Origin of the sequence: Rhizobium ruizarguesonis, assembly GCF_012349115.1 — a bacterium.
Taxonomy (GTDB): domain Bacteria; phylum Pseudomonadota; class Alphaproteobacteria; order Rhizobiales; family Rhizobiaceae; genus Rhizobium; species Rhizobium ruizarguesonis.
Genome location: NZ_PQIG01000078.1, coordinates 14,831 through 28,811 on the forward strand (window position 1 = coordinate 14,831; position 13,981 = coordinate 28,811).

General features: G+C 60.9%; 14 protein-coding genes. 8 read left to right on the forward strand and 6 right to left on the reverse strand.

Features of this window, described 5'->3' with window-relative positions; all coding sequences use genetic code 11:
• Nucleotides 1-124 precede the first annotated feature (124 nt).
• The 7 genes from C3Y91_RS16215 to C3Y91_RS16245 all read left to right on the forward strand — a co-directional run bounded on the left by C3Y91_RS16215 (nucleotide 125) and on the right by C3Y91_RS16245 (nucleotide 6,950).
• Nucleotides 125-1,417, forward strand: coding sequence for a flagellar hook protein FlgE (locus tag C3Y91_RS16215; protein WP_168575575.1), 1,293 nt, complete (start codon nucleotides 125-127; stop codon nucleotides 1,415-1,417).
• Between the two features lie 13 nt (nucleotides 1,418-1,430).
• Complete coding sequence (gene flgK, locus C3Y91_RS16220; RefSeq protein WP_168575576.1) at nucleotides 1,431-2,891, forward strand: flagellar hook-associated protein FlgK; 1,461 nt, start codon at nucleotides 1,431-1,433, stop codon at nucleotides 2,889-2,891.
• 2 nt (nucleotides 2,892-2,893) lie between these two features.
• On the forward strand, nucleotides 2,894-3,937 hold the full coding sequence (locus C3Y91_RS16225; RefSeq protein WP_168575577.1) for a flagellar hook-associated family protein: 1,044 nt from the start codon (nucleotides 2,894-2,896) through the stop codon (nucleotides 3,935-3,937).
• An 11-nt stretch (nucleotides 3,938-3,948) separates the two neighbouring features.
• Entirely contained in the window at nucleotides 3,949-4,323 is a 375-nt protein-coding gene (locus tag C3Y91_RS16230) for a hypothetical protein (protein ID WP_012755563.1), read from the forward strand.
• Between the two features lie 155 nt (nucleotides 4,324-4,478).
• Entirely contained in the window at nucleotides 4,479-5,372 is an 894-nt protein-coding gene (locus tag C3Y91_RS16235) for a DUF6502 family protein (RefSeq protein WP_168575578.1), read from the forward strand.
• Complete coding sequence (locus C3Y91_RS16240) at nucleotides 5,369-6,445, forward strand: DUF5666 domain-containing protein (protein WP_168575579.1); 1,077 nt, start codon at nucleotides 5,369-5,371, stop codon at nucleotides 6,443-6,445. The genes C3Y91_RS16235 and C3Y91_RS16240 overlap by 4 nt, the downstream gene beginning before the upstream one ends.
• A 256-nt stretch (nucleotides 6,446-6,701) precedes the next feature.
• On the forward strand, nucleotides 6,702-6,950 hold the full coding sequence (locus tag C3Y91_RS16245; RefSeq protein WP_024319786.1) for a hypothetical protein: 249 nt from the start codon (nucleotides 6,702-6,704) through the stop codon (nucleotides 6,948-6,950).
• Nucleotides 6,951-6,995: 45 nt separating this feature from the next.
• Here C3Y91_RS16245 and C3Y91_RS16250 read toward each other — a convergent pair whose 3' ends face one another.
• Nucleotides 6,996-7,409: a type II toxin-antitoxin system VapC family toxin gene (locus tag C3Y91_RS16250; RefSeq protein ID WP_024319785.1), complete on the reverse strand. Its 414-nt coding sequence runs from the start codon at nucleotides 7,407-7,409 to the stop codon at nucleotides 6,996-6,998.
• Entirely contained in the window at nucleotides 7,406-7,654 is a 249-nt protein-coding gene (locus C3Y91_RS16255; protein ID WP_130657064.1) for a plasmid stabilization protein, read from the reverse strand. The genes C3Y91_RS16250 and C3Y91_RS16255 overlap by 4 nt, the downstream gene beginning before the upstream one ends.
• 238 nt (nucleotides 7,655-7,892) lie before the next feature.
• Here C3Y91_RS16255 and C3Y91_RS16260 point away from each other — a divergent pair, with 238 nt between their 5' ends.
• Nucleotides 7,893-9,710 carry a methyl-accepting chemotaxis protein gene (locus C3Y91_RS16260; protein WP_130665733.1) on the forward strand — a complete coding sequence of 606 codons (1,818 nt, stop codon included), beginning with the start codon at nucleotides 7,893-7,895 and terminating at the stop codon, nucleotides 9,708-9,710.
• A 49-nt stretch (nucleotides 9,711-9,759) separates the two neighbouring features.
• Here C3Y91_RS16260 and doeB read toward each other — a convergent pair whose 3' ends face one another.
• From doeB to eutB, 4 genes are read right to left on the reverse strand one after another with little or no spacing between them, the layout of a single operon-like run.
• On the reverse strand, nucleotides 9,760-10,767 hold the full coding sequence (doeB, locus tag C3Y91_RS16265; protein WP_130663285.1) for a N(2)-acetyl-L-2,4-diaminobutanoate deacetylase DoeB: 1,008 nt from the start codon (nucleotides 10,765-10,767) through the stop codon (nucleotides 9,760-9,762).
• A gap of 7 nt (nucleotides 10,768-10,774) precedes the next feature.
• Complete coding sequence (gene doeA, locus C3Y91_RS16270) at nucleotides 10,775-11,956, reverse strand: ectoine hydrolase DoeA (RefSeq protein ID WP_130665734.1); 1,182 nt, start codon at nucleotides 11,954-11,956, stop codon at nucleotides 10,775-10,777.
• A 32-nt stretch (nucleotides 11,957-11,988) separates the two neighbouring features.
• Nucleotides 11,989-12,981, reverse strand: a complete 993-nt coding sequence (gene eutC, locus C3Y91_RS16275) for an ectoine utilization protein EutC (protein WP_130665735.1) — start codon at nucleotides 12,979-12,981, stop codon at nucleotides 11,989-11,991.
• Nucleotides 12,978-13,979: a hydroxyectoine utilization dehydratase EutB gene (gene eutB / locus C3Y91_RS16280; RefSeq protein ID WP_130665736.1), complete on the reverse strand. Its 1,002-nt coding sequence runs from the start codon at nucleotides 13,977-13,979 to the stop codon at nucleotides 12,978-12,980. Before eutB ends, eutC begins: the two co-directional genes overlap by 4 nt.
• Nucleotides 13,980-13,981: the final 2 nt, after the last annotated feature.

Below are 13,981 nucleotides of genomic sequence, written 5' to 3' on the forward strand. Positions count from 1 at the left end.
CAGACAATCAGATCATCGACCAGTGTCGGCCTTTGCCCGGCGCCAGCGATGTGGTGCGCCCGCCATCCGGGCCCTGGAAGCCCCTCGTCACATGGCATGTTCCCAAACCTTAAAGGATCGAGCCATGAGCATTTTTGGAAGCATGAAAACCGCCGTCTCCGGCATGAGCGCCCAGGCAAACCGGCTCAGCACGGTTTCCGACAATATCGCCAACGCGAACACCACCGGCTACAAAGCCGTTTCGACGTCCTTTTCGTCATTGGTCCTGCCGTCTTCCTCGGGCAATTATAATTCAGGCGGCGTTCAGACCTCCGTGCGCCAGGCAATTTCTCAGCAAGGCGACATTTCCTATACGACGTCGGCCTACGACCTGGCGATCTCGGGAGACGGGTTCTTCATCGTCGAAAGCGCCGACGGCACGCCTGTGCTCACCCGGGCCGGCGACTTCTCGGTCGACAGCGACGGCAATCTCGTCAACGGCGGCGGTGTCACGCTCATGGGATACTCCTATGACTCCGGCGTGCCGGCTGTGGTCGTCAACGGCTTCGACGGCCTGGTGCCGGTCAACGTCTCTCAATCGGGCTTGAGCGCCGTCGCTTCGAGCAGCGCTTATTTCAGCGGCAACCTGAACTCCGAAGCGACCGTCGTCACCGATACGACGACACTGCCGAGCGCGAACACGGCGAGCGTCACCGACGACACGCAGAAGATGTCGCTGGTTGCCTATGACAGCCTCGGCGGCACCGTCCAGTACGACTATTACTTCACCAAGACCGGCGTCACGACAGACGCGAGCGGCGCGGTCACCGGCAGCACCTGGGAGGTCGCGGTTTACCGCAATGCCGATGCATCCACCGGCAGCACGACGTCCTTTCCCTACTCTTCCGATGCCGTGAGCGTTGCCACGCTCTCCTTCGACGCCGATGGCCAGCTAACCTCCGCAACCGACACCGACATCGTCGATCCGGTGACGGCCAAGACGATCACCATGGATTATTCCGACTTCACCCAGCTTTCCTCCGACTTCTCGGCGACGGGCTCGGCAGACGGCCAGGCGGCAAGTGCCGTGAGTTCGGTGTCTATCGGTACGGACGGCGTGGTGTCGGTCTCCTATGCGAACGGCGCGACGAAGGCTCTCTATCAGATTCCTCTCGCGACGGTTGCCAGCCCCGACAATCTGACGCTGCTCAGCGGCAACGTCTACAGTGCCAACGGATTATCCGGCGTAACGGTCACCGGCTTCCCGCAGACGAACGGGCTTGGCTCCATCCAGTCCGGTGCTCTCGAAAGCTCGAACGTCGATCTCGCCGGCGAACTGACGGAAATGATCGAGGCGCAGCGCAGCTATACCGCCAATTCGAAGGTGTTTCAGACCGGCTCCGATATCATGGATGTCCTCGTCAATCTGAAACGATAGGGAGGGCGCCGGCATGTCGCTCACCTCCGCCTTGAACAGCGTGCAAAGCATCTTTAACACTACCGGCCAGCAGAGCAGCGTCGTCTCGACGAATATCGCCAATGTCGGAAATTCCGACTATGTGAGACGGGAGGCGTCGGTTACGACGTCTCTTTCCGGCGCCCAGGTCGTCAGCATCAGCCGGGCGCAGGAAACGGCGCTGCTTGCCCAGTATCTGCAAACGAATGCCAAGGACAGCGCCCAGCAGACGCTGGTGACCGGCCTCGAAAGCCTGAAGTCGCTGGTGGGCGGCAATGACTACGAGACCTCGCCGAGTACCTATCTCACGGCATTCCAGCAGGCGCTCCAGACATTCGCCACATCTCCGAGCAGCGCGACATCAGCGCAATCGGCCGTGACCGCCGCGCAGGATCTTGGCAATTCGTTGAATACCGCAAGCGACGGCGTCCAGTCGATCAGAGCCGAGGCCGATGCGGAGATCGCCACACAGGTCTCCACCTTGAATACGCTGCTGTCTGAGTTCGAGGAAGCCAACAATGCGGTCAAGCTGGCCACATCGACCGGCACCGATACATCCTCGGCGCTCGACGTGCGTGAAAAGCTGCTGAAGCAGATCTCCTCGATCGTCGGCGTCACCTCCACCGTGCGCGACAATAACGATATGGCGCTCTATACCTCTGATGGCACCGTGCTGTTCGAGACCATTCCCCGCACCGTCACGTTCGCGTCGACGGCAACCTACGTTGCCGGAACGGAAGGCAATTCCATCTATATCGACGGTGTTACACTCGACGCCGGCGAGGGATCGACGACGAGTGCCTCGGGCAGCCTGCAGGCGCTGCTGCAGCTTCGCGACGAGATCGCCCCGACATTCCAGGCCCAGCTCGACGAGATCGCCAAATCGCTCGTCCAGGTCTTCTCGGAAACCGACGGCAGCACGAGCGCGCCGGGACTTTTCGTGTGGACGACGGCGTCAGGCGCAACCGGGGCAACACCTGCCGCTTCCGACGATACGACAGGGATCGCCTCCACCATTTCGGTCAATCTAGCCGTCATCACAAGCGAGGGCGGCGATGCGACGAAGCTGCGCGATGGCTCCATCAGCGGCGTCACCGATCTCAACACCGCAGGAGACAGCGGCTTCTCGGACAATCTCGACGCCCTGTATCAGGCGCTGACGGAACAGCGCTCGTTCTCTTCCGACGCAGGACTCTCCACGTCACAAAGCCTGACGGACTACGCCAGCGCCTCCATCGGCTGGCTCGAACAATATCGAAGCGATGCCACGTCGGCCTCCGAAACAACGGCTGCGGCCTTGTCACGCTCCGACGAGGCCTATTCCAACGAAACCGGCGTCAACCTCGACGAGGAACTGACGCTGCTTCTCGACATCGAACAATCCTACAAAGCGGCGACGAAGATCCTGAACGTCATCGACGAGATGTTCCAGTCGCTCCTCGACATAGCGAGCTAGTCATGAAAGCATCTTTTGTCTCATCATCAGCGATGCAGAATGTTTTGCGGCTCACCATCAGCCAGTCCCAAAACAAGCTGCAGCAGGCCTCGACGGAAGCAACGACCGGAACCTACGCCGATATCGGCGTATCCCTCGGCAACGGCGCTGCAAAGTCGATCAATCTCACCAGCGCTATCGCCCAGGCCGCCTCGTTCAAGGCGAGCAATGCCGTCGTCGAATTGCGAATGGACGCATCGCAAACCGCCCTTTCGAGCCTCAAGGATGCCGGCGACAGCCTGGTCTCGAACCTGACCGCGCTCCAGGCGAGCCAGGATACGACAAGCATCGCCGTTGCCCTGCAGACGGCGGGCGCCACGATTTCGCAGTTGGTCTCGACGGCAAACACGTCGGTCAATGGCGAGTTCCTGTTTGGCGGAACGAACCTCGACAGCCAGCCTCTGAGCGATCAATCCTCGGCGGTCTCGGATACAATCGTTTCGACTCTGAACGATTATGCAACCGGTCTCGGAAAAGACGTCAACGAGTTGACAGGCGAGGAAATCGGCAGCTTCATCACCGACACGGTCGAGCCGATGTTCTCCGAGAGCGCCTGGACGGACACTTCCGACGGCTGGTCGACCGCTTCCAGCACCGACATGACGAGCCGGATCAGCCGATCGGAAACCATCACCTCGTCGACCAACGCCAATTCCGAAGGCATGCGTTATCTCGCGCTGGCATCCGTCGTCTCCGCCCTTTTCGGCCAGGATCTCAGCTCCGACGCACAGAGCACCGTCGCATCCAAGGCGATCGCCTATGCGGCGCAGGCGACCTCCGGGATCGTGACGCAGCAAAGCGAACTCGGTCTCGCGCAGGAGCGGCTCGAAAAGGCAAATGACGCCCTCGACGCTCAATCCACTCTGCTTCAGGGAAACCTCGTCGATCTCCAGGGCGTGGATACCTATGAGGCTTCGACGCTCGTCAACCAGCTGCAGACGCAACTGGAAACGGCCTACACGCTCGTCTCGAAACTCCAGAGCCTGAGCCTGGTCAACTATCTCTGACGGATTGAAAAATGCGGGAATTCAAGCGGATGCAAATACCGGCCTTAGCGAGGGAGCCCAACACGACGTGTTCCGAAATCGTGGCGGAAGCGGCCTTCGCGCTTGCTTCCGGCATTATCGATACGATCCCCTTCGTCGGCAGCAAACTCGACGAGCAACAGACGCGGGCATGGCCGCGATCGGGTGTCTTCACAGATGACGGCGTCGAGATGACGGGTACGCCCCCTGAAATATTTGAGCTTTGCGAGCTGCTGGCAGCCCACATCGAGAAAGGCACGTCATTCGACGTATTCGAGGTTTTCCACAAGATTGCGCGCATCGACCGGCTGATCGACTGGCGCCATGGCGCAGTGCTGTCACCGGAGCCGCATCCGGTAACGCATTGACAGAAGGCGCAAAATATCTTCCGAATGGCGGCACGATCACGGCCGCGCCGCCAGGAAGCATGGCATGGGCTGATCTTGCAAGTGGCTTCTCCGTTGCGGCAATGTGGGCTTTGCCATAGGGGAGATCGAGGGCGATTGTCGAAGGTCTGCCGGCAATGGTCTTTCAGAGACCGAGTGTGTTGTTAATGTCAAAGCCGCGCGCGAAGCTTCCGTTCTCCGAAGAGACCTTGCAGGCCATGCTGATCCGCGTGCTTCGCCCGCTGGTCAAGCTTGCACTCGCCTCCGGCTTCAACTTCATCTCTTTTTCGACCGTTCTTCGCCGCCTCTATATCGAGGTTGCGCAGAAGGAATTCGCGCTGCCGAACAAGAACCAGACGGATAGCCGTATCTCGCTTCTGACCGGCATTCACCGTAAGGACGTCAATCGGCTGCGCGGACAGGTGCTTGCGGCATCCTTCCTGACCGTCGGCGTTTCGCAGACAAGCCGCATTCTCGCCAGATGGCTCGCCGATCCGTTTTATTGCGATGCGGAGGATCGGCCGAGCGCCCTGCCCCGGACCTCCAGCGACGGCGGTCCGTCATTCGAGAGCCTGGTGAGCGACATCACCAAGGACGTCCACCCCCGCTCCATCCTGGACGACTGGCTGGATAAAGGCATCGTCGTTCTCGATCAGAACGGCTGGATTCAGCTCGATCTCTCATCAATCGTCCCCAATGCCGGTGACGAAGCCCGCCGGCATTATTTTACGCGCAACCTCCGTGACCATGTGCAGGCGTCGGTCATGAACCTGATGAACGAGCCTCCACCGTACTTTGAACGTGCGGTTCACTACGACGGGATGTCCCCCGCGCTGGCGGCCCGGCTCGACGAGATTGCGCGCCAGGAAGGAATGGCGCTGCTTCTGAAGCTCAACAAGATCGCCCATCAGGCGATCAAGGACGACCTCGGAGGCAACAGCCGCTGGATCGCTGGACTCTATGTCATGACCGAGGAGGATGAGGCCGATCTTCAGGCAGACGCCGCCTCCAAGACGGAGACAGACGAATGACCCCGTCGGCGATTTCGAGAAGGCAATTTCTGCTGGCCGGAATAGCGCTTCAAGTCCTGGGGGCCAAGATTGCAGCCGCGCAGCCGACGGGCACCAGCGATCATGGAATCGGCGGGTCTGGACTTTCCATCCAGGGCGGCGAGAACGAAGATCACGGCATCGGCGGAACGGGCATCGTCGGAACCATCCAGGGCTTTGGAAGCATCATCGTCAACAACATCCACATACCGTTCAGCGCGACGACACCGATCGAAATCGACGGCCGACGCGTTCACGCTCGTGCGATGAAGGTCGGTCATGTCGCCCGGGTGCTGCTGACGGGCGGGCTTGCCGCCCGCATCACGATCGCCAGCGAAGTCCAGGGCCGCATCGACCGGATAGACAAGACCGGCATGACCATATTGGGGCAAACAATCGACACAACGGGTGTGGCGACGAAGGGTCTGCGGAAAGGCAAGCGGGTCGCCGTGTTCGGCATCCGCAAACCTGACGGTGCGATCATTGCCCGGCGCATCGAGCCCCGCTCCGTTTCCGAAGGCGCCCATGTTCGTGGCGTCCCTGTCAAGAGCAGCAATCGCGTCCTGATCGGCGGCCTTTCGCTTGGAAGCACGCATGGATACCTGGCCGGCAAGCAAACTCTCGTGCGTCTCAAGGCTGTCGCCGATCGATTGATCATCACGCGCATTCAGGCTGAACCCGTGGTGCCGGGCCTCAAACGTGGCATCGTCAACCTCGAGACCTTCCGGCCGACGGATAAGGACGGGCCGAGCGTAGGACCCAGAGGCTCCGCGCCTGTCGGCTCGATGCCGCTGTCGCCTGATGGTCATGGCTTCGTCGATGTCGGCGTCCGGGACTCAAGCAGAATGACAGGCTTTCCCGACGGGCGCATTCCGGACGGCTTCGGTTCGCGACCGCCAGGTGGCCCTTCGGATCGGCCGCCGCCCGATCATTCGCCTTTCGGCAGAGGCGGGCCGGGAGATTTTCCCGCTCCGGACAGAGGGGGGCCGCCAACGCAGGACGCCCCGCCGCCTGGGCCGCCACCGCCCCCAGGCCCGGGCCCGGGTCCGCGCTGAAAACGCTGTCACTCCCACGTTGACAAATGGGAAATTTTCCCATTTATTGCTCATGCGAATTCTGCTTCGGGTGATTCCAGGGAGGGTTTGCCGATTGGCTAACGTGTCCGCCCCACACCCGCTAGCCAATCGTTTGATTTTCAATCGTTCTGAGACTGTCAAACCCATGCTCCTGAGTCATCGCGGGGATGGCCCATCCCGTAGGCTTGATGGCGCCATCCGAACCAAACCGTTATCGCCCAAGAGGAATCAGGAATTGTTTTTGCTGGAACGCGAGCCGGACATGTCGATGGAAATGGAGCAACCGACGGTCGTTACAACCTGGGAAAATCGAGCGCAAATCATCGAAATCATGAGCATCGCGCTAAAGACGAGCCAAGAATTTCAGCATCTTTGGCAGAGCAGCGGCGGAACGGGCCGGCTCAGTCAAGACGACACGGATAAACTGATCGCGCTGCTGCGGCAGATCGGCGACCTTAACGAAATGCTCATGCGATTGGCCTGAAAAGCGTCGATACTCGAGTAACAGCGCCAAGCATGTTCCGAGATGTCAAAACTCCCATGGGGAGATCAACTGAAGGCCCGTGGTCGCAAAATCGCCCAGATTTCGCGTCGCAAGTCGACCACCATTGACCCGTGCAATAGCGGCGATCATGCCATCCGGCGCTGACATCCCGCGCCCCTGACGAGCGGCCGAACCCAAAATGTCGCCATAAGCAAGAGCGGCCTCTTCGGTCAGACCAAAAATCCGGCCTGCAAAGCGACGACGCCAGTCGGACAGTCCCTGCTCGAGGCGTTCGGCTCGCTGATCAGGCCGGATCTTCTGGATACCGAAAGCGATCTCGGCAATCGTTACCGTCGGCAGAGCCAATTCAGCATCATGGCGGACGAGCCATGCGATCACGGCTTCATTGGGAGATTTTCTCAAAGTTTCCGAAACAATGTTCGTATCGAGAAAAATCAAAGCTCGATGCCCTTATGAACCTGCCTGCCTTCCTTGATAACGGCCTCAAGGTCGATGTCCGTCCCGCTTTGCTGCGAAAGCCTGGCATAGAAGGACGCAGCCGGCTCTCTTCCGGCTTCGCGTATTTCATACGATTCGAGGGCCCGTTCGACAATGTCGGCTATCGAGCGGTTTTCACGGCGGGAAAGCCGGTGAGCAAGATCACGCGCTTTTGCGCTCCGTACAGAAAGCTGAGGTTCGGCCATTCCGATCTCCTTTACGATGGGATATAAAGCCGTTAGCCATCAAGATGGCAAGTGATGGCTTGATAGCATGGCTTTCGCAAATCATCAACCCAATTTTGGACGGTTCCCTGGACCTTCAAGAGCTTGCTAAGCTCCGATGTCAAAAGAATTAACCATATTTCAGTGTTCTTGGCCAAATAATGCCATACGTAGATCAGGCCTCTCGAAGTAGAGAAGCCAAAGTTATTTGGAGACAGTCTTGGCATTCACTATTGCTCGCAGCTTGGTGGCGTTTGGTGTCGCCGTTTCAGCTGGCCTTTTCATGTCAATCGGTTTGCAGCAATCGGCGCTCGAACGGCTGAAGGTCAATGGTCCGGTCTACGAACAGGTGGTCTACGGCAAGGATTTGATCGCCGATATTCTACCGCCGCCTCTGTTTGTGGTCGAATCCTACATGCTCTCCTTTGAGGCGAGCAAATTTCCCGAACTCACCGACACCAATCTTGCCAAGATCGCAAATCTCAAAGCCGCTTACGACGACCGCCGCGCCTATTGGAAAACCACCCGGCTGCCGCAAGCTTTGAAGGACGAGCTTGAAAACGATGTCATCGCCAAGGGCGATGCATTCTGGGGAGTGATGAACCGTGAGATCATCCCGGCCTTGAATGCCAGGGATGAAGACAAGGCACATGGTGCGATCGAGCAGCTGCGCGTCGCCTTTCATTCGCATCAGGACGCGGTCGAGAAACTCGTTGCCAATTCCGACGCCTTCCTGAAGGGCGAGGAACGCAATGCGGCCTCGGAGATCGTGACCTGGACGATCTATGCCGGCGCTGCGGGCTTCGGATCGTTCGGGCTATTGCTGGTAGGGCTCTATCTTCTGCGACGCCGGGCGATCGTACCGCTCGATGGTATGAAGGCCTATATGGGCAATCTTGCTGAAGGCGATTTTTCGACTGACGTTCCCTACGCCAACCGTTCCGACGAGATCGGAGCCATGTCCAAGGCCGTCGCGGTATTCCGCCGCAACGCGCTCGAGCGGCAGGACGCACAGAAGCGTGAGATCGCACTTCGCGATGCGGAATTCGAGCGTGAACGCAGCCAGCTGGCCGAAAAGGCCGCCGAGGAGCAGATCCGAGAAACGGTGATCGATCAGCTGACATACGGACTGGAACAGCTATCGACTGGCAATCTCGATTGCCGGATCAAGACACCCTTCGCCGCTGCCTACGAGACTTTGCGCGCGAAGTTCAACGACAGTATGGACGCGCTTTGCGCTTCGATGGCTGAGATTGCCCAGACCTCCAAGCAAGTGGGCAGCTCCTCGGCTGGCATCACAGATGCAGCCGACAGTCTTGCGTCGCGCACGGAACAGCAGGCCGCAATGCTCGAAGAGGCGACAGCCGCGCTCGATGAAATGAATATCAAAGCCAAAGATGCCTCCGACCATGCCGGCAGGGCGACAGGCATGATGGCTCAGACCCGCACCAGCGCCGAACATTCGGCAGCCGTCGTTCGCGAAGCCATCGCCGCCATGGAAAAGATCGAAGGCTCATCCTCCCAGATTGGCGCCATCGTCAATGTCATCGATGAAATCGCCTTCCAGACCAATCTTCTGGCGCTCAACGCCGGGGTTGAAGCAGCGCGCGCCGGCGAAGCAGGCAAGGGTTTTGCCGTGGTCGCGCAGGAAGTGCGTGAACTTGCCATGCGCTCGGCCAACGCCGCCAAGGAGATCAGATCTCTGATCTCCACCTCCTCGGCCCAGGTCTCCACCGGGGTGGAGCTCGTCAACCGAACCGGCAAGGCGCTCCTGGAAATCGAAGGGCAAGTCGAGCGGGTTGCCGGCCTGATCGCCCGCATCGTTTCGGTGTCCTCCGAACAGGCGGTAGCGATCAACGAGATCAACGCCTCCGTCAACGCGCTCGATCAGGTAACCCAGCGCAACGCAGCCATGGCGGTCGAAACTGCCTCGGCCTGCCGGGCGCTCGGCAGCCAGACACAGACACTGGAGGGGGTCGTCAACCGCTTTCAGGTCGATGCGGGAGCCGGCACGTCCAGACCGCAGAAAGCTGCTTGAGGTGTGATCAACAGTCGAAACTGATCCCGCCTCTGCCTGTTTGATCGCCTCAGCCCGTAACGATCGCCACGACGGCAACGCAGTCACCAGCCTTGACCAGCCCTGGGAAATGCCGGGCACAAAGAATACCGTTCATGCCGGCGCGGATATCGCGGGGCGCCACCCCGGTCCGCCCGGTCGGATAGATGCGAGCGATGACGGCATCGGCTGTGACGGCTTCACCGAGATCAATGACAGGTTCGATCAGCCCGCCCTCCTCTGCGAAGGAGAAGCAGCGGCCGTCCGGCATGTCGAGCCAGGTCGTCGGACCAGGATCGACGGCGCCGGCGACAATCCCGGCGTGGCGTAGCACGTTGATGGTTCCGCGCTTGGCAATCGCTGCACTTTTGGCCGTGGCGGTGCCGCCGCCGCCGAGTTCCGTCGTGATGAAGATCTTGCCCATCTCCTCGGCCGCGGTGTCGTACATGCCGACCGCATCGATCTCCAGCATCTTCATCGAATAGGGAGCGGCAAAAGCCCTCACGAATTCGAAGGCTTTTTCCTCCTGTTGCTTGTTCGGCAGGATGTGGGCCGCGCAGAACGGCAGAAAATCGAGCGTCTTGCCGCCGGAATGGAAGTCGAGAACGACATCCGCCATCGGCAGAAGCACACGTTGGAAATAGTCGGCGATCTTCTCGGTCACCGTGCCGTCCGGCCGGCCCGGGAAGCTGCGGTTCATGTTGCCCCTGTCGATCGGCGAGGTTCTGGTTCCCGCTTGGAATGCCGGATAATTCATGACCGGCACGATGATGACAGTGCCGTTCACCTCTTCGGCCTTCAGCGTGCGGGCAAGATCGAAAAGCGCGATCGGTCCTTCGTACTCGTCGCCATGATTGCCGCCAGTCAGCAGGGCCGTCGGCCCTTTGCCGTTCCTGATGAGCGTTATCGGCACCACCACCGACCCCCAGGCGGAATCGTCGCGGCTGTAAGGCAGCCTCAGGAAACCGTGCTGGATGCCCTCGGCGGCGAAATTGACCGTCGCGCTGATCGGCGACGGTCGCAAGCCAATCTCTGTCATGACAGCCTCAATCCTTCACCATCAGCCTGCGCGGCACGTTGGCGAAGCATTCGACGCCGCTCTCGGTGATGAGGATGCTCTCGGTCGTCTCGAAGCCCATATCGTCGAGCCAGAGGCCGGTCATGAAATGGAAGGTCATGCCGGGCTTCAGCTCCGTCCGGTCGCCGGGACGCAGGCTCATGGTGCGCTCGCCCCAGTCCGGCGGATAGGAAAGGCCGATCGGGTAACCCGTGCGATTGTCCTTGACGATGCCGTATTTCTTCAACACGGCGAAGAAGGCATTGGCGATATCCTCGCAGCTATTGCCGGGTCTGGCGACCGCAAGACCGGCCTCCATGCCTTCCAGTGTCGCCTTTTCGGCGTCGAGAAACGCCTGCGTCGGCTTTCCGAGGAAGACGGTGCGCGATAGCGGCAGGTGATAGCGGTTGTAGCAGCCGGCGATCTCGAAAAAGGTGCCCTCGCCCTTCTTCATCGGCCGGTCGTCCCAGGTCAGATGCGGTGCGGACGCTTCGACGCCGGACGGCAACAGCGGCACGATCGCCGGATAATCGCCGCCGATGCCGTCGATGCCGCGGGTGCCGGCATCATAGATTTCCGCAACCAGATCGCACTTGCGCATACCGACCTCGATCTTGTCGAAGATACGGGCATGCATCGCCTCGACGATGCGGGCGGCATTGCGCATGTACCTGATTTCGGTCTCGCTCTTGACCGCGCGCTGCCAGTTGACGAGCGCGGTAGCGTCGACGAAGCGGGCGTTCGGCAGGTGCTTCTGCAGCGCCGCAAAGGCCGCCGCCGAGAACCAGTAATTGTCCATCTCGACGCCGATCGTCAGCTTGCCGAAGCCGCGCTCGGTCAGGATGCTCGAGAGGTAGTCCATCGGGTGGCGCTCGGTCGACTGCACATAGTGATCGGGATAGCCGACGATGTTGTCGTGCTTCAGATAGGCGGTGAACTTGGCGCCGTTGGCATCCTGGCCGCGGCCGAACCAGATCGGTTCGCCCTGCGGCGGCACGATCACCGCTTGATGCACATAGAAAGACCAGCCGTCATAACCGGTCAACCAAGCCATGTTCGACGGATCGCTGGCGATCAGCAGGTCTACGCCCTTCGCCTCCATGGCACGCCGTGTCTTTTCCAGCCGCGCGGCATATTCACCGAGCGAGAATTTGAGATTGGGCTGGGTCATGTCTCTTCCCTTCTTTTCCGGCGCCGCGCCGGTCAGCTTTCGAATGCGGTCCCGGCCTTCGCCGCGCCGGCGCGGGCAAAGGCGAGCGTGGCGATGGCGGTGTCCTGGATGCCGGTTCCGGTCAGGTCCGCGATGGTGATCTGGTCGTTGCGCGTCCGCCCCGGCGTCCGGCCGGCGACGATCTCGCCGAGCTCGGCAAAGACCGCATCGCCTGCGACCAGGCCGGCGTCGATTGCGTGATGCAACTCGCCGAGACGCCGTGTCTGCTTCAAGCTGTCGGCGACGTAGAGGTCGGCAGCAGCAATGGCGGCCGGATGGATCTCGTTCTTGTGTTCGGCATCCGAGCCCATGGCCGTCAGATGCTGTCCGGGTTCCAGCCACCCGGCCTCGATGATCGGGATTTCCGACGGCGTGGTGGTGACGATGAGATCAGCGCCGGTCATTGCGCCTCTGGCATCCGATGTGGCGGTGACGGGAAACCCGAGCTTTGCGGCCAATTCCATTGCCGCGGCTTTCGCCTTGGCAGCATCGCGCGCCCATATCCTCGCTTCGCGGATCGGCCGGACCAGCGTCAGTGCTTCGAGCTGCAGCCGCGCCTGCATGCCCGCACCGAAGATCGCGGCCACGGACGCATTTTCCCGCGACAGATGTTTTGCCGCGACGGCGCCGGCTGCTGCGGTGCGCACGTCGGTGAGATAGCCATTGTCTAGCAGCAGCGCCTGCACCAGTCCGGTTCGGCTCGACAGCAGCACCATCATGCCGTTGGTGCTCGGCAGACCAATCTTTGGATTGTCGAAGAAACCGGGGCTGATCTTGATAGCGAAGCCCTCGATGCCGGGCACGTAGGCCGTCTTCACATCGACTTCGCCCCGATATTCCGGAATGTCGAGCCGCAGGATCGGCGGCATGGCGACGGCTTTGGTCGCAAGCGCTGCGAAAGCGGCCTCGACACAATCAACCGCATCGCGATCAAGCGTGATGACTTTCCTCAGTTCTGCTTCCGTCAGAATGATCATCCGGCTCATGGTCTCTCCTCGCCGCAGAGTGCCGCCTTGCCATTGATCACCCGCCAGTGCTGTTCCATGTCGACATTTTGCCCGGACAGGATCGCGACGATGGGACCGTTCCCGACAATTTTCCCGGCAAGAAGCGCTGCAATGCCGACCGCGCCAGCGCCTTCGATGACCTGGCGTTCAGCGGCATAGGCATGGCGTATGCCGGCGGCGATTTCCGCTTCCGTCAGCAGGATGACCTCGTCGAGAAGGTCGCGGCACATGGCAAAGGTCACGCGATTGTCGAGGCCGATGCCGCCGCCGAGCGAGTCGGCCAGGCTCGGCACTTCCTCGACCTGCACCGGCCGTCCGGCATCGAGGCTTGCCTTCATCGCGGCCCCCTTCTCCATCGTCAGACCAATCATTTTGGTCGTCGGACTGATGCCTTTGACCGCGGCGGCAACGCCGGCCGCAAGGCCGCCGCCAGAGAGCGGCACCAGCACGGTTGCCGCCTCCGGCAAGGTGTCGATGATTTCGAGCCCCAGCGTCCCCTGCCCGGCCACGACGTCTGGATGGTCGAAGGGCGGGACCATCACCAGCCCCTCCTCGCGAACCAGCCGGTCGACCTCCTCCTGCGCCTCGTCCTGCGATAATCCGACGATGCGGACATCGGCACCGAGGCGGCGGATTTCCGAAACCTTGTTCTCCGGCACCAGCCGCGACATGCAGATGGTCGCAACCGCCCCTTCCGCCTTTGCCGCATAGGCAAGCGCCCGGCCGTGATTTCCGGTCGAGGCCGCGACGACACCGCGCGAGCGCTCTGCCGGCGACAAGGAGAGCACCGCATTGGTCGCACCCCGCAGCTTGAAGCTGCCGGTCGTCTGGTGATGCTCGAGCTTGAGATGGACAGGCGCGCCGGCCAATTCGCCGAGGGAAGCGGACTGCACCATCGGTGTGCCGATCACGCGGCCGGCAATCCGGCGTGCCGCAGCGCGGATATCCTCCAGCGAAACGGGCAAGGGGCTCACCATGA

Excerpts from the sequence above, each read along its gene's own strand:
- doeB (WP_130663285.1), bottom strand. The coding sequence starts at position 10,767 with ATGACAGAGATTGGCTTGCGACCGTCGCCGATCAGCGCGACGGTCAAT.
- C3Y91_RS16255 (WP_130657064.1), bottom strand. The coding sequence starts at position 7,654 with ATGGCCGAACCTCAGCTTTCTGTACGGAGCGCAAAAGCGCGTGATCTT.
- C3Y91_RS16235 (WP_168575578.1), top strand. The coding sequence starts at position 4,479 with ATGGTCTTTCAGAGACCGAGTGTGTTGTTAATGTCAAAGCCGCGCGCG.
- eutB (WP_130665736.1), bottom strand. The coding sequence starts at position 13,979 with ATGGTGAGCCCCTTGCCCGTTTCGCTGGAGGATATCCGCGCTGCGGCA.
- C3Y91_RS16225 (WP_168575577.1), top strand. The coding sequence starts at position 2,894 with ATGAAAGCATCTTTTGTCTCATCATCAGCGATGCAGAATGTTTTGCGG.
- C3Y91_RS16240 (WP_168575579.1), top strand. The coding sequence starts at position 5,369 with ATGACCCCGTCGGCGATTTCGAGAAGGCAATTTCTGCTGGCCGGAATA.
- doeA (WP_130665734.1), bottom strand. The coding sequence starts at position 11,956 with ATGACCCAGCCCAATCTCAAATTCTCGCTCGGTGAATATGCCGCGCGG.
- eutC (WP_130665735.1), bottom strand. The coding sequence starts at position 12,981 with ATGAGCCGGATGATCATTCTGACGGAAGCAGAACTGAGGAAAGTCATC.
- C3Y91_RS16230 (WP_012755563.1), top strand. The coding sequence starts at position 3,949 with ATGCGGGAATTCAAGCGGATGCAAATACCGGCCTTAGCGAGGGAGCCC.
- flgK (WP_168575576.1), top strand. The coding sequence starts at position 1,431 with ATGTCGCTCACCTCCGCCTTGAACAGCGTGCAAAGCATCTTTAACACT.
- C3Y91_RS16215 (WP_168575575.1), top strand. The coding sequence starts at position 125 with ATGAGCATTTTTGGAAGCATGAAAACCGCCGTCTCCGGCATGAGCGCC.